Raw genomic sequence first — 20,273 nt, forward strand, 5'->3', positions numbered from 1 at the left:
GATGACGTTCAAACCTGTCGAACCATGATAACTCAGCACAAACGCTGTCCTTTGATGGACAGCATCGCTTCCAGTGAGGCGAAAACCCGTGCCGGATTGACACGCGAGAAGCACAAGGGCTGCTCTTGGGAAACATCAAACAGTCTCCGGTCCTCCTCAGAGGGAGCGTAGGTACACTGCTTCTGCAGACAGGGCGCACAGACCCAATCGCTGGTGAGATGTACCTGGGAACGGCCATAGGCACCTGTCAGTCTGGCATCGGTCGGCCCGAACAATGACAATGTCGGCACATCCAGCGCAGCCGCCAGATGCCCCAGGCCTGTATCAACTGCCACGCAGGCGCTGGCGCCAGCCAGTACGCGGGACACCCCAGCCAATGACATCTTGGGGAGAACCGACACATGTTCAAGTCCTGAAGCGATACGTTCTGCTCTTTCGCGCTCGGGGTCATTGCCCCATGGTAAGCGCACCAGCACCCCAAGCTGCCGGGCCGCTTCAGCCAGCTCGCGCCAATAGCGCTCCGGCCAGTGCTTGGTCGCCCAGGTCGTACCATGCAGAAACAATACGTAAGGTCCGCTTGCCTGGGGCTCGGCAAGACGTGTGCGATCCAGTCCGTAATCGCCAGTGGACTCTGGCAAGGGATAACTCAGAGCCTGGGCAAACAGTTGCCTGAGTCGTTCGACAGCATGCTGTCCCCAAGCAACTTGGCAGGTTCGGTCATAAAACCGGCTTGCCAGTGGCTCGCGGATCGACTCACGCGAAAGCCCTACTACCGGCGCCTTGACGTATCGAGTCAACCATGCACTTTTCAAAAGCCCCTGGGCATCGATCACCACATCGTAGTGAGTATCTCGCAGACGCTCCTTGAAGCGCGACCACTCCCCGCTTTTCAACGTCTTGAAGAGGTTTTTACGCCACCGGCGAATCGCTACAGGAATGACTTGAGACACCGCTGGGTGCCAGGATGGAATCTCGGCAAAGCCTTCTTCAACAACCCAGTCGAAGCGGATTCCCGGAAACGCACGACTGGCATCCGTCAGGGCTGGCAACGTATGAATCACATCGCCCAATGACGATGTCTTGATCAAAAGCACCCGCACTTATTCCACCTCGACCGGATCAGCAACCAGTTGATCCAGTGCACGCAGCACGGCAGCAGGCTCCAGAAGACGCATGCAGTTGTAGTGTCCGAATCGACAGGTCCGATCAAAACACGGGCTGCACTCAATACCCAACCGTACGACCTCAACCTCTTTGGCCAGAGGTGGCGTAAAGCCTGGGGACGTCGATCCATAGACCGCCACCAACGGGCGATCCAGTGCGGCGGCGACATGCATGAGGCCAGAATCGTTGCTGACTACTGCCGACGCGCAGGACATAAGGTCGATAGCCTCGGCCAGTGCCGTCTGACCCGCCAGGTTCGTGACCTCTTCGCGCAGGCCTGGAATCAAACGCTCGCGGATTTCCTCGCAGCCCGCATTATCCTTTTGCGAGCCGAACAGCCAGACCTGCCACCCTGCCCTGATCTTTACATTGGCCACTTCGGCGTAGTGGGCTGCAGGCCAACGCTTGGATTCACCAAACTCGGCGCCTGGGCATAATGCTAACACCGGCCTGTCCAGCTCCAGGCCAAACTTGCCAAGTGCCGCGTCGCGGCTGGCAGACTCGATTCGCAGCTGGGGACGTGGATAAGGCTTGGACAACTCAGCCCCAGGCGGATAGGCCAGTGCGATAAAGCGCTCAATCATCAGCGGATAGCGCGCCTTATCCAGTGTTCGTATGTCATTGAGCAGGCCGAAACGCATCTCGCCGCGCCAGCCGGTGCGTTTGGGAATACCCGCAAAATAAGGAACCAGGGCCGACTTGAGCGAATTTGGCAGCAGAATGGCCTGATCGTACTGACCGCGCAGACTACGACCGATACGCCGACGCGTTGCCAGCTCAAAAGCACCATGCCCAAGCGGAAAACTCAGCGCCGAGCGTACTTCGGGCATCCGCTCAAGCAGAGGACGGCTCCAATCAGGCGCCAGCACATCAATGGCACAACCGGGATGAAGCGCCTGCAGACTCTTGAACAGCGTCTGCGCCATCACCATGTCGCCGACCCAGGAAGGACCGATTATCAGAATTCTCATAGGCTCACGCTACAACGTACAAGGCTCATAGTATCTACCATGAGCCTTGTACGTGCGGCTTATTTCACTGCAGTACGCCACTCGGCATGGCTATCAGTCTTGCCGGTAACCAGATCGAAGTAGGCCTTTTGCAGCGTTTCGGTCACCGGACCACGGCGGCCGGCGCCGATGGTGCGTCCATCGACTTCACGGATGGGGGTCACTTCAGCGGCAGTACCAGTAAAGAATGCTTCATCCGCAATATAGACTTCGTCACGCGTAATACGCTTTTCAACCAACGCGTAGCCATGCTCCTTGGCCAGTGTCAGCACGGTGTTACGGGTGATGCCGTTGAGGCACGCCGTTACTTCAGGCGTGTAGATGACATTGTCCTTGATGATGAAGATATTCTCACCGGAGCCTTCAGCCACATAGCCTTCCGGATCCAGCAGCAGGGCTTCGTCCGCGCCGCCGGAAATGGCTTCCTGCAGTGCCAGCATCGAGTTGATGTAGTGTCCGTTGGCCTTTGCACGGGTCATGGAGATATTCACGTGGTGACGGGTATAGGAGCTGGTACGTACCTTGATGCCCTGTTCCAGCGCCTCCTCACCCATGTAGGCGCCCCAGTGCCAGGCAGCCACGATCACATGCACCTTCAGACCGGTCGCACGCAGTCCCATGCCTTCCGATCCGTAGAACACCATCGGACGCAGATAGGCGCTTTCAAGGTTATTATCACGAATCACCGCGCGGTGCGCTTCGTTGATCTCGTCTTTGGTGAAAGGCATCTTCATGCCCATGATGTGGGCGGAGTCGAACAGACGATCCGTGTGCGCCTGTAGACGGAAGATTGCTGTGCCCTGAGGGGTGTTGTAAGCGCGAACGCCTTCGAACACACCCATTCCATAATGCAGCGTATGGGTCAGAACATGGGTGGTCGCATCGCGCCACGGCACCATTTCACCGTCATACCAGATCACACCGTCACGATCGGACATCGACATAATTTGCAGCTCCTCAAGAATTCGATTCGTACTGCTGCGCAGCGAGTGGGTCGAGCGCAAGCGACTTCCAGATCCGCATGACGCCGTGTCGCTCGTCATGGAAGAGGCTGCCATCCACTACGCCTGCCTGCTTCTGCAGAGCCTGGCGGTGTGCGGCAGCACGGTAGGCTTTGTAAGCCTCTTGCAACAGGTGGACATCTGGACTCGAGATCAATCCAGCCCGCTCCAGTTCTTCCAGAATGCGGATATTGTCGGTGAAGCGCAGCAGATCAGGATGCTGCCAGGACCAGACAAGAACCGCATATTGCACCATAAATTCAATATCGACGATACCGCCTGCATCCTGCTTGAGGTCAAATACCCTGCCCGCCTCGAAGGCAATCGGCGACGATCCACCGGAGGTAGCCTTGGTTCCCAGGTTTTCCCGCATCTTCATCCGCATCTCGCCGACCTCACGACGCAGCTTGGCCTCATCACGACGCCGGCTCAGGACCGCAGCCCGTACAGCCTCGAACCGTGCCGTGACGACGGGGCAGCCGGCCAGCACCCGCGCCCGCACCAATGCCTGGTGCTCCCAGGTCCAGGCCTCGTTCTGCTGGTAGTGCTCGAATGCCTTGATCGTACTGACCAGAAGCCCGGCAGCCCCGGAAGGCCTTAGGCGCATGTCGACCTCATACAGCGTTCCGGCGGTGGTCGATGTGGTTAGGAAGTGGATGATGCGCTGTCCGAGACGCGTGTAGAACTGAGCACCATCGATAGGCTTGCCGCCATCCGTCTCGGCTAACGGATCACCATCGTGAATAAAGACAAGATCGAGGTCGGAACCGTGCCCCAACTCAATACCGCCCACCTTGCCGTAACCTATGATCACGAAGTCCGGATCACACGGCGATCCATCGGCACGTTGCGGATGACCATGACGCTGAACCATCTGTCGCCAGGCCAGCTCAAGCACTTGATCAAGAATCGCCTCCGCCATCCAGGTCAGGTAATCACTGACCTTCATCAAGGCCAGCGTGCCTGCAATCTCGGACGCTGCCACTCGCAGTCCATGAGCGCGCTTGAAATGCCGGAGCATTTCCATCTGCTGCTCCAGATCATCCTCAGGGATGCGTGCCATCCGCTCCCGCAGCTCCGCGACCAGCTCAGGCTTTTGAGGTGGGCGATACAAGCGGCCCTCGTTAAGCAACTCATCCAGCAAGGCGGGGAAACGCGTGATTTGCTCTGCAATCCACACACTTGCACTGCAGAGCTGGAGTAGACGCTCCAGTGCTCCGGGGTTTTCGGTGAGCAGCACTAAGTATGCCGAGCGTCTGGCGACGGCCTCGATCAATGGTAGAACGCGATCCAGGGCTTGGTCGGGCTCGTCATGAGAAACAATCTGAGTCAACAGCCGAGGCATAAAGGCATCCAACCGTTCTCGCCCCATTCTCTGCATGGTCCGAACCTGACTGCTGCTTCGTAGCGCACACAACCGTAACCAAGCTGACTCGGGACTGCTCAAGCCTGCCTCCTTCAACTGCTGGATAGCTGCTGCATCCTCAAGACTGCCTTCCCAGAGGGGTAGCCATTCCTGCCCAATTTCTGACTGACTGTCCGCACCCTCGTCCGGGTCGGCAATAACCTGTTGGAAATGCCAGTTAATACGGCTGCGCCAATGGGTCAGCCGGCTTAAAAAAGCAGTCCAGCTATCGAAGCCCATCATGAAGGCTACCCGATCACGATCCAGCTCGCTGTCAGGCAATTTCTGTGTCTGTCGGTCTCCAATCGCCTGTAGCGCATGCTCCACGTAGCGCAGGAAGCAGTATGCCTCTCGCATCTCCTCGGCTGCCTCGGCGGGAAGATAGCCCAGACCCTTCAGGACGCTCAGGATTACCAGCAATGGGCGCTGCTGCAGGCTTAGCTCCCGTCCGCCATGAATGAGCTGATAGGCCTGTGCAATAAATTCCACCTCTCGAATGCCGCCTGCGCCCAGCTTGATGTTGTCATCCATCTCACGGCGCCTGACCTCCTGCTGGATCAGCTGCTTCATGTTGCGCAGCGCTTCAATCGCCGAAAAGTCCAGGTAACGCCGATAGACGAAGGGGCGCAACATGCTGAGCAGTTGTGCTCCGGCCTGCTGATCGCCTCCCACAACGCGCGCCTTGATCATGGCGTAACGTTCCCAGTCCCGACCCTGGTCCTGGTAATACTGCTCCATGGCCGAAAAGCTCAGCGCCAGCGCGCCTGACGAGCCATAGGGACGCAAGCGCATATCAACCCTGAAGACAAAGCCATCTACGGTAATCGTATCAAGGGCCTTGATAAGCCGTTGGCCTAGGCGAATGAAGAACTGTTGATTGTCCAGTGCACGACGCGCCCCTACTGTCTCGCCACCCTCGGGGTAGGCAAAAATGAGATCGATATCGGACGAAAGGTTAAGCTCGCCCGCTCCCAGCTTGCCCATTCCCAAGATAACCATATGCTGCGGCTCTCCAGTCCGATGCCCCGTCGGGACCCCGGATTGACGGCATTGGTCCTTGTACAGCCACTGGTAGGCCTCATCGATACAGGCATCGGCCAGTTCGGTCAGGTCACGGCACGTCTCGAGCAGGTCGGCCTGACGTGTCAGATCGCGCCAGATAATGCGAACCTGGTGCCGCAGCCGAAAGCGGCGTAAGCGCTGTCCGAGTTGGTTTTCATCCGAACATCCGGCTAGACAGTCGGTCAGTTGTTGGTGAATAGTGCCGGCTGGCAGTGATCGCTCGAATAGGCCCTCGTCTGCCAGATCCAGCATTAATGCCGGATCGCGCTGAATCTGCTCAGCGACAAACTCGCTGGCCGCTATCACCCGTGACAGGTCGCTGCGCCGCGCTGGCGGCCATGCTGAAAAATATTGCAAACGTTCAGGCTGTGCGTTCAATGCCTCCATGAGGCGTGCCTGCGCACACCTTACAGGTTCGGCAAGTGAATCAGGAATAGCAGTGAGAGAAGGCAGGCTCATGGTCTATCCTGTGGAGTCAACGGCTGAGGAGAAGGTCAAACCGCACGACAATTTGTCGTTGTTTTATAACGGACATTGACCTGAGCAGCTGAAACGACCGCCGTTTTGTAGTAAAACTACACGCCGGCCGGGAACCACCCGGTCATAATCCAAGAATTCACGCTGCCCCCAAGAGGATGGCGGCGATACCGAGGCAACCGATTCTGGAAGCCTTTCCGCCCTGGAGCAAGCCATGCAAGACCTTGATCCCGTCGAAACCCAGGAATGGCTGGACGCCCTGGAGTCCGTACTAGACTGCGAAGGTGAAGACCGAGCTCATTATCTGCTGACCCGTATGGGTGAGCTGGCCACTCGGACAGGTACACAGCTTCCCTACGCGATCACCACCCCGTATCGCAACACGATCCCGGTTACCAAAGAAGTCCAGATGCCGGGCGACCTCTTCATGGAGCGGCGGATTCGCTCGCTGGTACGCTGGAATGCGTTGGCCATGGTGGTTCGTACCAACCTCCGCGACCCGGACCTTGGCGGCCACATTTCTACCTTTGCTTCGTCCGCTACGCTATACGACATTGGTTTTAACTACTTCTTCAAAGCGCCAACCGAAGAGCATGGCGGCGACCTGGTGTATTACCAGGGCCACGCGTCTCCTGGCGTTTACGCACGTGCCTTCCTTGAGGGCCGCCTGACAGAAGACCAGATGAACAACTTCCGCCAGGAAGTAGATGGCAACGGTCTGTCGAGCTATCCGCACCCGCACCTGATGCCCGATTTCTGGCAGTTCCCGACCGTATCCATGGGTCTAGGTCCGATCACAGCGATCTATCAGGCACGCTTCATGAAGTACCTGGAAGACCGCGGCTTCATCCCGGCCGGCAAGCAGAAGGTCTGGTGCTTTATCGGTGACGGCGAGACTGACGAGCCGGAGACCCTGGGCGCCATCTCTCTGGCAGGTCGTGAAAAGCTGGACAACCTGATCTTCGTGATCAACTGCAACCTGCAGCGCCTGGATGGTCCGGTTCGTGGTAACGCGAAGATCATCCAGGAACTGGAAGGCGTCTTCCGTGGCGCCCAGTGGAACGTGAACAAGGTCATCTGGGGTCGCCTCTGGGATCCTCTGTTCGCCCGTGACGAAAATGGCCTCATGCAGCAGCGCATGGATGAAGCCATCGACGGCGAATACCAGAATTACAAGGCCAAGGACGGCGCATTCGTCCGCAAGCACTTCTTCGGCGCCAATCCTGAGCTGCTGAAGATGGTTGAAGACATGTCCGACGAGGACATCTGGAAGCTCAACCGCGGCGGTCACGATCCGTACAAGGTGTATGCAGCCTACCATCAGGCGGTCAACCACAAGGGTCAGCCGACGGTCATTCTTGCCAAGACCATCAAGGGTTATGGCACCGGTGCGGGTGAAGCGAAGAACATCGCCCACAACACCAAGAAGATCGACGTGGAGAGCCTGAAGAAATTCCGCGACCGCTTCGATATCCCGCTGAACGATGATCAGCTGGCCGACCTGCCCTTCTTCCGTCCTGCCGAAGACAGCCCGGAAATGAAGTACCTGCGCAAGCGTCGCGAAGCGCTGGGCGGCTCGGTACCGCAGCGTCGCACCACCAGCATCAGCATTCCGACACCACCGCTGGAAACACTGAAAGCTATCCTGGACGGCTCTGGCGATCGCGAGATCTCCACCACCATGGCCTTCGTGCGTATCTTGTCCCAGCTGGTCAAGGACAAGGACCTGGGCAGCCGCATCGTCCCGATCATCCCGGACGAAGCTCGTACCTTTGGTATGGAAGGCATGTTCCGTCAGCTTGGCATCTACTCCTCCGTCGGTCAGCTCTACGAGCCTGTCGACAAGGATCAGGTGATGTTCTACCGCGAGGACAAGAAGGGCCAGATCCTCGAAGAAGGCATCAATGAAGCAGGCGCCATGAGCTCCTTCATTGCAGCCGGTACGTCCTACAGCACCTACAACCAGCCGATGCTGCCGTTCTACATCTACTATTCGATGTTCGGCTTCCAGCGTATCGGCGATTTGGCCTGGGCCGCGGGTGATAGCCAGGTGCGTGGTTTCCTGATTGGCGGTACTGCCGGCCGTACCACATTGAACGGCGAAGGCCTGCAGCACGAAGATGGTCACAGCCATATTCTGGCAGCGACCATCCCGAACTGCCGCACGTACGACCCCACCTATGCCTACGAGCTGGCGGTCATCATTCGCGAAGGCATTCGTCAGATGACCGAAGAGCAGAAGAACGTGTTCTTCTACATCACGGTCATGAACGAGAACTACCAGCAGCCTGCGCTGCCTGAAGGTGCCGAGGAAGGCATCATCAAGGGTATGTATCTCCTGGAAGAAGAAACCGGCGATTTCAAGCATCGCGTTCAGCTTCTGGGCTCGGGCACCATCCTGCGTGAGGTTCGCGAAGCAAAAGCCCTGCTGCGCGAAATGGGTATCGGTGCAGACATCTGGAGCGTCACCAGCTTCAACGAGCTGCGCCGTGATGGCCTGGCAGTTGACCACTGGAACCGCTTGCATCCGCTGGAAGAGCCCCGCAAGGCCTATATCCAGCAGTGCCTGGAAGGTCGTGAAGGCCCGGTCATTGCCTCTACCGACTACATGAAGCTGTTCGCCGACCAGGTTCGCCAGTGGGTTCCATCCAAGGAATACCAAGTGCTGGGCACTGACGGTTTCGGCCGCAGCGACTCGCGCAAAAAACTGCGTCACTTCTTCGAAGTGGATCGCCACTGGGTCGCCTTGGCTGCTCTGCAAGCCCTGGCCGATCGTGGCGCTATCGAGCGTCAGGTCGTAGCGGATGCCATCACCAAGTTCGGTATCGATCCGCTCAAGCGCAACCCGCTTGATTGCTGATGCCGACGGTGAAAAGGAGAAATTATTGTGAGTGAAACCATTCGCGTACCTGATATCGGAAGTGGCGAAGGCGAGATCATCGAAATTCTGGTCAAGGTGGGCGACACCGTCGAGGCTGAACAAAGCCTCGTCGTGCTCGAATCCGACAAGGCCAGCATGGAGATCCCGGCCCCGAAAGCCGGCAAGATCGCCGCGCTGCACGTCAAGCTGGGCGATACGCTGAAAACCGGCGACCTGCTGCTGGACATGGAAGATGGCGCATCGGGTGAAACCGATGCAGCCGAGCCCATGGCTGTTGCTGCAGGCGCTGCCGACGAAGAAGTTGAAATGCCAACGCCTCCAGGCGACGAGGACCCGTCCGCGTCTGCCAAGGAAGACGACCAGGCTGGAACAGGCACTGCTCAGGAAATCCATGTGCCGGATATCGGCACCAGTGGCAAGGCCAACATTATCGAGCTTCCGGTCAAGGTTGGTGATCGTATCGAAGCCGAGCAGACCTTGATTACCCTGGAGTCTGACAAGGCCAGCATGGAGATCCCCTCACCTGCTGCCGGCGTGATTGAAAGTATCGCCGTCAAGGTGGGTGATGAAGTAGGTACGGGTGACCTGATTCTGGTACTCAAGGGAAGCGGCAACGCTTCCTCTGCACCGGCTCAATCCACCAGTGACAAGCCTGCCGTGCAGGCAGCCGAGCCTGAATTGCACGAGACGGCCGACGAAGACCCTGCTGGCGAGAGCACTGAAGAGATCAAGGTGCCTGACATCGGCTCGACCGGTAACGCCAATGTGATCGAAGTGATGGTCAAAGCGGGTGACACGGTAGAAGCGGACCAGTCGCTGATTACCCTGGAATCCGACAAGGCCAGCATGGAAATCCCGGCGCCCAAGGCGGGTGTGGTGGAAAGCGTTTCCATCAAGGTAGGTGATCAGGCCAAAACTGGCGATCTGATCCTGACCTTGAAAGTTCAAGGCGCAGCACCAAAGAAAAAGGCTGAGAAGCCTGCACCGGCTCAGCAAAATGCAGCTCCGGCACAAAAGCAGGCGAGCCCAAGCCCAGCGCCGGCCAAGGCACCGCAAGCGCCCACGCCCACCGGCCAGCCTGGCAAGAAAGTGCATGCTGGCCCGGCTGTACGGATGCTGGCACGCGAGTTTGGCGTCGAGCTGAGCGAAGTGACGCCAACTGGTCCGAAGGGACGTATTCTCAAGGAAGACGTCCAGTCGTATGTAAAGGATCAGCTGCAAAAGAGCAAATCTGCTCCGGCCGCAGCGGCAACTACCGGTGGCGCCGGAATTCCTCCGGTCCCGACCGTGGACTTCAGCAAGTTTGGCGAAATCGAAGAAGTTCCGATGACACGCCTGATGCAGGTAGGTGCTGCCAATCTGCATCGCAGCTGGCTGAACGTGCCTCACGTAACGCAGTTCGATCAGTCTGATGTCACTGATCTTGAAGCCTTCCGTGTGGGTCAAAAGGCTGTGGCAGAAAAAGCGGGCGTCAAGCTGACCATCCTGCCGTTCCTGCTCAAGGCCTGCGCCCATGTGCTCAAGGAATTGCCGGACTTCAATGCCTCGCTCGCACCCAGTGGCAAGGCCATTATCCGCAAGAAATACGTGCACATTGGCTTTGCCGTGGACACGCCGGATGGGCTGCTGGTACCTGTCATTCGCAACGTCGATCAGAAGAGTCTTCTCCAGCTGGCTGCCGAAGCCGCTCAACTGGCTGAGAAAGCACGCAACAAGAAGCTTTCCGGCGACGACATGCAAGGGGCCTGCTTCACGATCTCCAGCCTCGGCCACATTGGCGGCACCGGCTTTACGCCGATCGTCAACGCACCGGAAGTGGCAATCCTGGGAGTATCCAAGGCCACCATGCAGCCGGTATGGGACGGCAAGGCCTTCCAGCCGCGCCTGATGCTGCCGCTTTCGCTCTCCTATGATCACCGCGTGATCAATGGCGCTGCTGCGGCCCGCTTCACCAAGCGTCTGGGCGATCTGCTGGCTGAGATTCGCGGCCTGCTGCTGTAAAGAGACGATGCCGGCCTCTGCCGGCAACCGTCTGGCCGATGAAATGCTCGGTCATCTGAAACCCTGCCACCCCGGCAGGGTTTTTTTTAAAGAGTTTGACTTGCTGGATCGATAAAGCTTCTTAGTAGAAAGCTGCTGTCTGTTTTATCGAGACGCTTGTCAGTGTGGTTAGCTTGATGCACCCTTGCTCCCTGAAAGGACTTATGGGTGCCTCGTTCTGGCGGAATCCAGAAGACAGTCACTGCAAATAAAACCGGATTGGCTTACTGTACGCCCTTTCGTTAAGTCGACTTGGCATAACCCATAAGTACGCGCCCCTTATCAAGGGCCGTTGGAAGCGAACCGCCGCATGAAGATTCATCCTGATGCTGCCAGTCTCTCAGTGGCCGAGGTTGCTACGCAGCCGCCTGTGCCCGCACAGCTGGGGATGTTGCGCTTCGAGCGGCTCAATGAGCCCAGCTGGGCGCTGCTGGATCTAGACCAGGCATGTGAAAAAAGTCTGGGGCTGCCTGCCTATGAGCTTTGCTCGCTTCTCGAGTCGCCTTACGCCAGCCTCATGGAGCCTGCGGCACGCTATCACCTGCACGATGCCATACAGCAGCAATTGCTCAAGCGCCGCCATTACGTCATTCGCTATACCCTGCACGCACCGGCAGGCGCGACGTCAATGGTTGAAATTGGCGAGGCAATCTCCCGCCATGGTCGTGAAATCCTGCACGGCTACCTGATTCCTGTGGAGCTGGCTTCAGAGGCCGAGCGACTGACTACTACGCTGATGGCGCAAAACAGGGATCTTAAAGCCTCGCTGGATCTTTTTGAGCAGTCCTGCGTACAGGAACAAGCTCGTGTTGATCGGGTAAGAGCACACCGCAATCTTTTGCTTGAATTGACACAACACGCCTACAGCTCCAGCGACCCGCTTCAGGAAGCGGCCCAACTGATTACTCGTGCAGCCAGTGAAACCTGTAGCGTGAAACGAGCCAGTGTGTGGCAGGTGGGCGAAAATCATTTACGCTCTGTCTACACTCATGGCGAATCTCCTAATACGTCGTCTGTCTCCTCTTGGTCATTGGATGATTTTCCAGCGTATGTGGAGGCGCTTCATAAGGCCCGATCAATCGATGCGCAGGATGCTCAACATGATCCTCGTACACGCGAATGGACCAAGCCGTATCTGCTCGCCCATGACATTCGCTCGCTTCTGGATATCTGCATACGTGTAGATGGCCGGGTATTAGGCATCCTTCGCCTTGAGCAAACCGGCCAGCCCAGAATCTGGCAGAACGATGAAATTGCGTTTGCCTGCGAACTGGCCGATCAGTACGCCAAAGTGCTTGATAGCCAGGAGCGCCGCAGTGCCACCCATGCCCTGCATCTGTTCCAACGGGCGGTTGAGCAGAGCGCCAATGCTTTTCTGCTAGTCAATCGCAAAGGGGAGATCGAATACATCAACCCCAGCTTTACAACCATTACCCAGTACACTGCCGAAGAAGTCTGCGGTCAGCCCATCAGTGAGCTACCGGCATTGACCAACTGGTCGGAACTTCTACCCGACGCCTATGCGGCCCTGGAAAAACAGAACAGCTGGCAAGGCGAGCTTCGCTGCCAGCGCAAGGACCAGATCTCCTACTGGGGCCATCTTTCGCTTTCCAAAGTCTACTCAGACAACGGTGAGCTGACCCACTACATTGGTATCTTCGAGGACATCACCCAGGCCAAGCTGACCCAGCAAAATATGGAAAAGCTGGCTTATCGTGACAGCCTGACAGGGCTGGCCAATCGTCACTACTTCATTGATCGCCTGGAAAAACGCCTGGCAGGACGGGAGGATATCCATAACTGCCTGATGCTGATCGACATTGATCACTTCAAACGAATCAATGACAGCCTGGGTCATGAAGCTGGCGATAACCTGCTGGTCAGCCTGGCCAGACGCCTGCAAAGCTCACTGGGGCAAAGTACGCTGATCGCACGGATCGCCAGTAATGAGTTTGCCGTGCTGCTTGAGCAGATGGATACCCAGGAAGGTCTGGATGTCGCGAGCGCGCTGCTAAGCATGCTCGAAAAGCCCATCTATGTTGAAAGCCAACCGACGTTGGTCAGTTGCTCGATTGGCCTGACCGTCACCCCTGATCACGGTAAAGACTCGCAAACGCTCATGAAGCATGCAGGCCTGGCGCTGCACAAGGCCAAGGCCAGCGGCGGAAACCGGGTACAGGTCTATACACAATCGCTGGTGACCGAAGCCAGTCACAAGCTGTTCATGCAGAATAACCTTCGTCGAGCCCTCGAACTCAACGAACTGGAGGTTCATTACCAGCCAAAGATCTGCCTCAAAAGCGCCCAACTGCTGGGGCTTGAAGCGCTGTTGCGCTGGAATCACCCCGAACGGGGCATGATACGACCCGATCAGTTCATCAGCGTGGCGGAAGAGACCGGTCTGATCATCCCGATTGGTAAATGGGTCATTCGGGAAGCCTGCAGGCAAATCAAGGCGCTGGATGCCGCTGGCCTGGGCCATTTGCAGATGGCGATCAACCTTTCTCCCAAACAGTTCACTGATCAGGAGCTTGTCAGCTCAATCAGAAGCATTCTGATTGAAGAGCGCCTCCCTCCTCATCGCCTTGAACTTGAACTGACCGAAAGCCTGCTCCTGGATGCAACCGATGAGACACGCCAGCAGCTAGAGGAGATGAAGCAAATCGGGCTCAGCTTGGCCATGGACGATTTTGGTACGGGCTATTCGTCGCTCAGCTACCTCAAGAAATTCCCGATCGATGTCATCAAGATCGACCGAAGCTTTATCAAGGATATTCCAGCCAATCAGGACGATATGGAGATCACGTCGGCCGTAGTGGCCATGGCCCACAACCTGCGACTCAAGGTTGTGGCTGAAGGTATCGAAACGACACAACAGCTGAGCTTTCTACGTCGCCATCATTGCGACGTAGGCCAGGGTTATCTGTTTGACCGTCCCATTCCTGGTAACGAGCTGCTTGATAGCCTTCGTCGCTATCTGAACCTCAACAAGATCTAGTCGCGCCGCCTGTTGTAAGGCCTTGGAATCGAGGAAGGTAGCCAACCCCGGCTACATCAGGTGCTTTTTTCCTCGATCAGCCAGTCCAGCTTCCAGCTAGGCTGGCTTTGTCCCAGTTGTTTGGCAAGCCAGGGCAAAACGCTTCTGAGTTCGTCTTCCAGACCCCACGGGGGGTTGGAAATCACCATACCAGAGCCATTGAGCCCCACAGGATTGTCGGCGGGATGTACCCAGAGTTCGGCACGCAGAAGTTTGGGTGCATTACTCTTTTGCAGATCCTGATAAAACCGCTTGAGCTGACGCTGATCCTTGATGGGATACCAGATAGCGGTCACGATCTGTCGCATACGGGCAATGCTTTCCTTTAATGCCATTGAACACCGCTCAAACTCGTCCACCTTTTCAAAAGGCGGATCGATCAAGAGCACAGCGCGTTTCTCCTGCACGGGCAGCAGTGCTTTGGGTAACAGCCAGCCGTCCCGATGATGAACAGCGATCCGTCTTTCTTGCCCCATGTTTTCCTTGAGCAGCAGAGCATCTTCAGCATGCAGCTCATTCAAGTGCAAACGATCCTGGGGACGGGAAAAGCGCCGAGCGATTTCGGGTGACCCCGGGTAGAAGCGCAACGCCCCATCACTATTAAGAGCAGCGACAGCCTCCTTGTAAGCGACAAGCGGATCAGGGAGGTCTTTCGCCTCCCAGAGTCGGCCTATTCCACCTTGCCATTCACCGGTACGGCTAGCCTGATCTCCCAGCAGATCGTAAAGCCCTATGCCCGAATGTGTGTCCAGATAGGCGTAGGGTGTTTCCTTGCGCCCCAGCAACATCAATACGCGAGACAGTACAAAGTGCTTCAGCACATCGGCATGGTTTCCGGCATGGAAGGCGTGTCGGTAATTCATGATTCGCTCCTGTGAAGGCGCGCAGTGTACTGGAAGTCCCCTGTTCGTCGCATGGCTCAAAAGAATCTGGCATTAATTTTGACAGCTTGCCGAATCAACAGGTTAAATCAAGAATCCAGCGCATCGCGCCTACCCACTATGCAGGAGTTTCGATTTGGATGCCGTCACAATCAATAGCCTATTTTTGATTGGCGCGGTCCTGGTTGGTCTCTCCATTCTGGTCAGCTCGCTTTCCTCGCGCCTGGGCATTCCCATTCTTGTGATTTTTCTTGCAGTCGGGATGCTGGCAGGCGTAGACGGCCCTGGTCATATCAATTTCAACAACTACCCCCTCGCCTACCTGGTAGGCAATCTTGCCCTGGCGATCATTCTGCTGGACGGCGGTATGCGTACACGCGTATCCAGTTTCCGAGTGGCGCTCTGGCCAGCACTGTCCCTGGCAACCGTGGGCGTAATGATTACCGCCGGGTTAACAGGCGCTATGGCGGCATGGCTTTTCGACCTGAATATCCTGCAAGGACTGCTGATCGGCGCCATTGTCGGCTCGACCGATGCTGCTGCAGTATTTTCACTGCTTGGCGGGCGCGGGCTCAATGAGCGTGTTACCGCAACCCTTGAAATCGAGTCAGGCAGTAATGACCCTATGGCGGTCTTTCTTACCGTCACGCTGATCGAGCTTCTGGCCAGCGGCCAGACAGGCTTCAGCTGGGGGCTCGTCTGGAACTTCGTACGTGAATTCGCCATTGGCAGCCTGCTTGGCCTGGGGGGTGGTTGGTTACTGCTGCAGCTTATCAACCGTATGCAACTGGCCGATGGTCTCTATCCGCTACTGGCAGTCAGTGGAGGCTTGTTCATTTTTGCCATTACCAACGCAGCTCATGGTAGTGGCATCTTGGCGGTGTATTTGGCGGGTCTGGTTATGGGCAACCGACCAATTCGGAGCCGCCACGGCATGCTACATATGCTGGACGGCATGGCTTGGTTGGCACAGATCGGCATGTTCCTGGTGCTGGGGCTCTTGGTAGAGCCGCACAATCTGCTCCCCATTGCCCTGCCCGCTCTGGGCCTCGCCCTTTGGATGATCGTGATCGCGCGCCCCCTGTCAGTCTTTGTGGGCCTGCTTCCCTTTAAAGCTTTCCATAGTCGCGAAAAACTCTTCATCTCATGGGTAGGGCTACGCGGAGCGGTACCGATCATCCTGGCTGTTTTCCCCATGATGGCAGGCCTGCCCCAGGCTCAGCTGTTCTTTAACGTAGCCTTCTTTATCGTTCTGGTTTCACTGCTGTTACAAGGTTCAAGCCTGCCGCTCGCGGCAAAGTGGCTGCGCGTCACCGTACCGCCAGAGCCTGTCCCTTTCTCGCGCTCCGGCCTGCAGGTGCATCCCACCAGTGAGTGGGAGCTTTTCGTCTACCGCCTGGGCAAGGAGAAATGGTGTATTGGCGCAGCGCTTCGCGAGTTGAAAATGCCGCCCAATACTCGTATCGCGGCGCTCTTCCGCGGGGAACAGCTCCTACACCCTTCCGGCAGTACCAAGCTGGAAGCAGGCGACATCCTGTGTGTCATTGGCCATGAGTATGATCTCTCGGCCCTGGGCAAGTTGTTCAGTCAGGCCCCAGAGCGAGGCCAGCGCTTCTTCGGTGACTTCGTATTGGAAGCCAATGCGGAGCTTAAGGCAGTGGCCTCGCTGTATGGTCTTAACCTTGGCGAGCTGGATGGGGAGCAGACGTTGGGAAGCTTTATTACCCAGCGCATTGGCGGTGAGCCGGTCATTGGTGACCAGATCGAATGGAGCGGCCTGACCTGGACAGTCGCTTCGCTTGAAGGCAATCGTGTGAGAAAAGTTGGGGTCAAGTTCCCAGAAGGCCGTTCAGGACCTGCTCTTTTCCTCTGATTCGTGCGGTAGTCGGCTCGACCGACAAGAGCAGTTGCGTCAGCAAAGGCAGGGATTTAACCTCCTCGCCTTTCCTGCTGCCAAGATGTGATCATGCTTGCCTTGCGTATTCTGCTCAAGATCGTGTTGTTGGGCTTTTGTCTCAACTTTCCGCTCGCTTATTCACAAGAATCCAACCTGCCTGATGCCAAGCAGATTCAGCATAGCCTGGACACGTTGGCTGACCGGAAGCTTTCTGCCTCCGATCAGCAGACCGTTCAGGACATTCTGAAAAATACGCTGCAGCTGCTAGACCAGAAGGATCAGCATGAGCAGGACCTAGCGGATGTAAAACGCAAGATCACACAAGCACCGCAGCTGATCAAGGATGCCCAGAAGGACTTGGCCAAACTCCAGGCCGAGCAGGACAAGCCTCCGGTTACCCAACGCTATGCCAACGCCAGTCCCCAGGAGTTGGAGAATCTTCAAAGCCAACGCAACTCACAGCTCAACGACTGGCAGAACGCCCTGAATGATGCCAATACACTGGTCATCACATCGCAAACACGACCCGAGCGTGCCCAAGTCGAAATCAGCAATGCGCAAATGCGGGTACAGACCATTGTCGACATTCTCAAGAGTGGCAAGGAAAGCGGTAAGCCCATTACGCCTGAACGTCGCAATCAGCTATTGGCCGAACAGGCGGAACGCAACGCACTGATTCAACTGCGCAAGCAGGAACTTTCGGGCAACAGCACGCTGCAAGATCTTGGCACCATTCAACGTGAACTCTACACGGAGCGTGTCAAACTGATCGAGAAAGAAAGTCTCGATCTGCAAGCCCTCATCAGCAGCAAACGTCGCCAGCAGTCAGAGGAAACCTTTGCCGCCCTGTCTCGTGAATCGCAGAAGACAGCAGGTAGTAACGATGTCCTGACCAGCGAAACAAATCTTAACCTCAAGCTTTCCGACTACCTCTTGCGTGCGACGGATCGCCTGAATGAGCTCACTCGAAACAATCTTGAAATCAAGCAGCGACTTGATCAGCTCAAGCAGACCGGCGAGACCATGCAGCAGCAGATCAATGTCCTGAAAGGCAGCCTGCTGCTTTCCAAGCTGCTCTATCAACAGCGGGCCTCCCTGCCAACGGTTGAAGCAACCAAGGGGCTGACGGACGAGATTGCCGATATACGTCTATACCAGTTCGACTTGAACCAGCAGCGCACGCAAATCGCCAACCCTTGGGATTACCTGGACAAGGTCATGGCTCAGATGCCACCCGAGCAGACGACACCTGAGCTTCGCAAGAAGCTACTGGAGCTGATCAGAACTCGAGCGGACCTGCAAGATCGCCTAAGTACCGAACTAAGTGCGTTGTTAAGTGAGTCAATTACACTTCAGCTGAACCAGCAGCAACTGTTAGCGACCAGCGAAAGTCTCCGCTCAACGCTTGATGAGCAGATGTTCTGGATTCCCAGCAATCGCCCGCTGGATTGGGGCTGGCTCAAGGATGCGCCTAAGTCGTTGGTCGAACAGATTGCAAATGTGCCTTGGCGCGCCAGCGTAGGTGAGCTGTCAGCCGGCCTGGCCGAACGCCCCTGGCTGTTTCTGCCTCTCATCCTTGCTATTGCAACGCTACTGTGGAAGCGCCGGTATCTTTACGAAAAACTTAATGCCCTGAACAAGGACATCGGGCATTTCCAGCGTGACAGCCAGCTACACACGCCGCTTGCGATCATTCTGACCGTGCTGCTGACTCTTCCTGTCAGCCTATCGCTAGGTTTGATCGGCGTTGCCCTTGAGGGCGACAAGCGGGGCGTGAACGCATCCATTGGCGCAGCGCTTATGGAAATGGCCGCCGGCTGGCTGGTGTTCTATACCGTTTACCGCCTACTGGAAGGTGGAGGTGTTGCAGAGACCCATTTCCGCTGGTCACGCGCGCAAGTAGACTCCATGCGCCGCCTGGTCAGGCGTCTAGGCCTCTTGGCCTTGGCATTAATGGCCGTAGCAGCCATTGCCCAACGTCAGCTGACAAGCCTGTCTGAAGACGTACTGGGTATTCTTATTGTTCTGATCTGCTATGCCAGCATGTCTTGGATGCTGGGTCGCTCCTTGCTTAACACGGCGGCTCGAGAACGTCTGCCCTTCTTCCGGCTGATGTTTGGACTAATCATTACCGCCATTCCGGCCGGACTGTTCCTGGCTGTTTGCCTAGGCTACTACTACACCTCACTGAAACTGACCGACCGGCTTATCGATACACTGTATCTGCTGCTCTGCTGGGTCATTCTCGAAGCCGCCTTCTCGCGGGGCTTAAGCGTGGCCGCAAGGCGCCTCGCCTATCATCGCGCCCTGGCCAAGCGACAGAGCATGCAGGAGGCAGGTGAAACCGGTGAAGCCATAGAAGAGCCTGCGCTGGATATGGAGCAGGTCAATCAGCAGTCCTTACGTCTAATCCGCCTTGCCCTATGGTTAGGCTTCCTGGGAGTGCTGTATTGGGTCTGGGTGGACGTGGTGGCAGTCTTCTCATACCTGGATAACGTCACGCTTTACCAGTACAGCAGCGGTACGGGTGAGTCGGCAACCATGATGCCGATTACCCTGCGAGACGTCATCAAAGCGGTCATCTTTGCAGGCCTCACCTTTGCACTGGCACGCAACCTGCCCGGCCTGCTTGAGGTTGTGGTACTTTCCCGCCTGAGCCTGGCTCAAGGGACCGCGTATGCAACCACGACGCTATTGTCCTATGTAATCATTAGCGTGGGTGTTATCAGTTCGCTCTCCACGCTGGGCGTTAGCTGGGACAAACTCCAGTGGCTGGCAGCGGCCCTCTCGGTTGGTTTGGGTTTTGGCCTTCAGGAGATATTCGGTAACTTCATTTCCGGCCTGATCATCCTGTTCGAACGCCCTGTTCGAATCGGCGACCTGATTACCATCGGTAATGTTACAGGCACAGTCAAACGCATTCAGATTCGGGCGACCCATATCACTGATGCTGACAACAAATCCGTCATTGTGCCTAACAAGACGTTCGTGACGAGTCAGCTCATCAACTGGACGCTGACAGACACCATGACGCGTATCACGCTGCTGGTTAATGTGGCCAACGGCTCCGATCTGGAAAAAGTACGCGAGCTGCTCTATAAGGCCGCTTACGACAATCCCAGGGTTTTGCATGATCCAGAACCAATGGTCCTGCTACAGGCGTTTGGTGAGAACACACTGAATCATGAGTTACGCGTTCACGTGCGGGAGTTGGGCGATCGCGGCTTTGCTACTGATGAAATCAACCGCAGCATCGAGCGACTGTTCAGGGAGAACAATATAGAGATCGCCTTTCGCCAGCTGGAAGTGTCTGTAAAGAATAGGGAAGGATCTGAGCGCACCTTGAGCAAGGATGAAGTACCTTCTCCGACCTACTCTGGACAGAAGGAATGATCAGGGCACGTTTTACGCTGTCTAG

10 protein-coding genes are annotated in these 20,273 nt (G+C 56.6%); 5 read left to right on the top strand and 5 right to left on the bottom strand.

Annotation, left to right across the window (positions count from 1 at the left end; genetic code table 11):
• Positions 1-32: 32 nt before the first annotated feature.
• Genes waaC through glnE form a run of 4 tightly spaced genes read right to left on the bottom strand, consistent with a single transcriptional unit; the run spans position 33 to position 6,101 of the window.
• Positions 33-1,100 (bottom strand): lipopolysaccharide heptosyltransferase I, encoded by a 1,068-nt coding sequence (gene waaC / locus QWJ10_RS02920; protein WP_289924213.1) that lies wholly within the window; start codon positions 1,098-1,100, stop codon positions 33-35.
• Positions 1,101-2,135 (bottom strand): lipopolysaccharide heptosyltransferase II, encoded by a 1,035-nt coding sequence (gene waaF / locus QWJ10_RS02925; protein ID WP_125887251.1) that lies wholly within the window; start codon positions 2,133-2,135, stop codon positions 1,101-1,103.
• Between the two features lie 59 nt (positions 2,136-2,194).
• Positions 2,195-3,118 carry a branched-chain amino acid transaminase gene (locus QWJ10_RS02930; protein WP_010797051.1) on the bottom strand — a complete coding sequence of 308 codons (924 nt, stop codon included), beginning with the start codon at positions 3,116-3,118 and terminating at the stop codon, positions 2,195-2,197.
• Positions 3,119-3,131: 13 nt separating this feature from the next.
• Positions 3,132-6,101: a bifunctional [glutamate--ammonia ligase]-adenylyl-L-tyrosine phosphorylase/[glutamate--ammonia-ligase] adenylyltransferase gene (gene glnE / locus QWJ10_RS02935; RefSeq protein ID WP_289924214.1), complete on the bottom strand. Its 2,970-nt coding sequence runs from the start codon at positions 6,099-6,101 to the stop codon at positions 3,132-3,134.
• A gap of 232 nt (positions 6,102-6,333) precedes the next feature.
• Here glnE and aceE point away from each other — a divergent pair, with 232 nt between their 5' ends.
• From aceE to QWJ10_RS02950, 3 genes are all read left to right on the top strand, one after another.
• Positions 6,334-8,979: a pyruvate dehydrogenase (acetyl-transferring), homodimeric type gene (gene aceE / locus QWJ10_RS02940; RefSeq protein WP_074823126.1), complete on the top strand. Its 2,646-nt coding sequence runs from the start codon at positions 6,334-6,336 to the stop codon at positions 8,977-8,979.
• Between the two features lie 27 nt (positions 8,980-9,006).
• Positions 9,007-11,001 (top strand): dihydrolipoyllysine-residue acetyltransferase, encoded by a 1,995-nt coding sequence (gene aceF, locus QWJ10_RS02945; protein ID WP_289924215.1) that lies wholly within the window; start codon positions 9,007-9,009, stop codon positions 10,999-11,001.
• 349 nt (positions 11,002-11,350) lie between these two features.
• Positions 11,351-14,038 (top strand): GGDEF and EAL domain-containing protein, encoded by a 2,688-nt coding sequence (locus QWJ10_RS02950; protein ID WP_289924216.1) that lies wholly within the window; start codon positions 11,351-11,353, stop codon positions 14,036-14,038.
• A gap of 56 nt (positions 14,039-14,094) precedes the next feature.
• Here the strand turns inward: QWJ10_RS02950 and rlmJ are convergent, their stop codons facing one another.
• On the bottom strand, positions 14,095-14,940 hold the full coding sequence (rlmJ, locus tag QWJ10_RS02955) for a 23S rRNA (adenine(2030)-N(6))-methyltransferase RlmJ (RefSeq protein ID WP_289924217.1): 846 nt from the start codon (positions 14,938-14,940) through the stop codon (positions 14,095-14,097).
• A 154-nt stretch (positions 14,941-15,094) separates the two neighbouring features.
• Between rlmJ and QWJ10_RS02960 the strand changes: the two genes are divergently transcribed.
• Together QWJ10_RS02960 and mscK are read left to right on the top strand one after the other, a co-directional pair.
• A complete protein-coding gene (locus QWJ10_RS02960; RefSeq protein ID WP_289924218.1) occupies positions 15,095-16,831 on the top strand; it encodes a potassium/proton antiporter in 1,737 nt (578 codons plus the stop codon).
• Between the two features lie 93 nt (positions 16,832-16,924).
• Entirely contained in the window at positions 16,925-20,248 is a 3,324-nt protein-coding gene (gene mscK / locus QWJ10_RS02965) for a mechanosensitive channel MscK (RefSeq protein ID WP_289924219.1), read from the top strand.
• The last annotated feature ends 25 nt before the right edge of the window (positions 20,249-20,273 follow it).

It is taken from the genome of Pseudomonas sp. WAC2, from assembly GCF_030403525.1.
Classification (GTDB): domain Bacteria; phylum Pseudomonadota; class Gammaproteobacteria; order Pseudomonadales; family Pseudomonadaceae; genus Chryseomonas; species Chryseomonas luteola.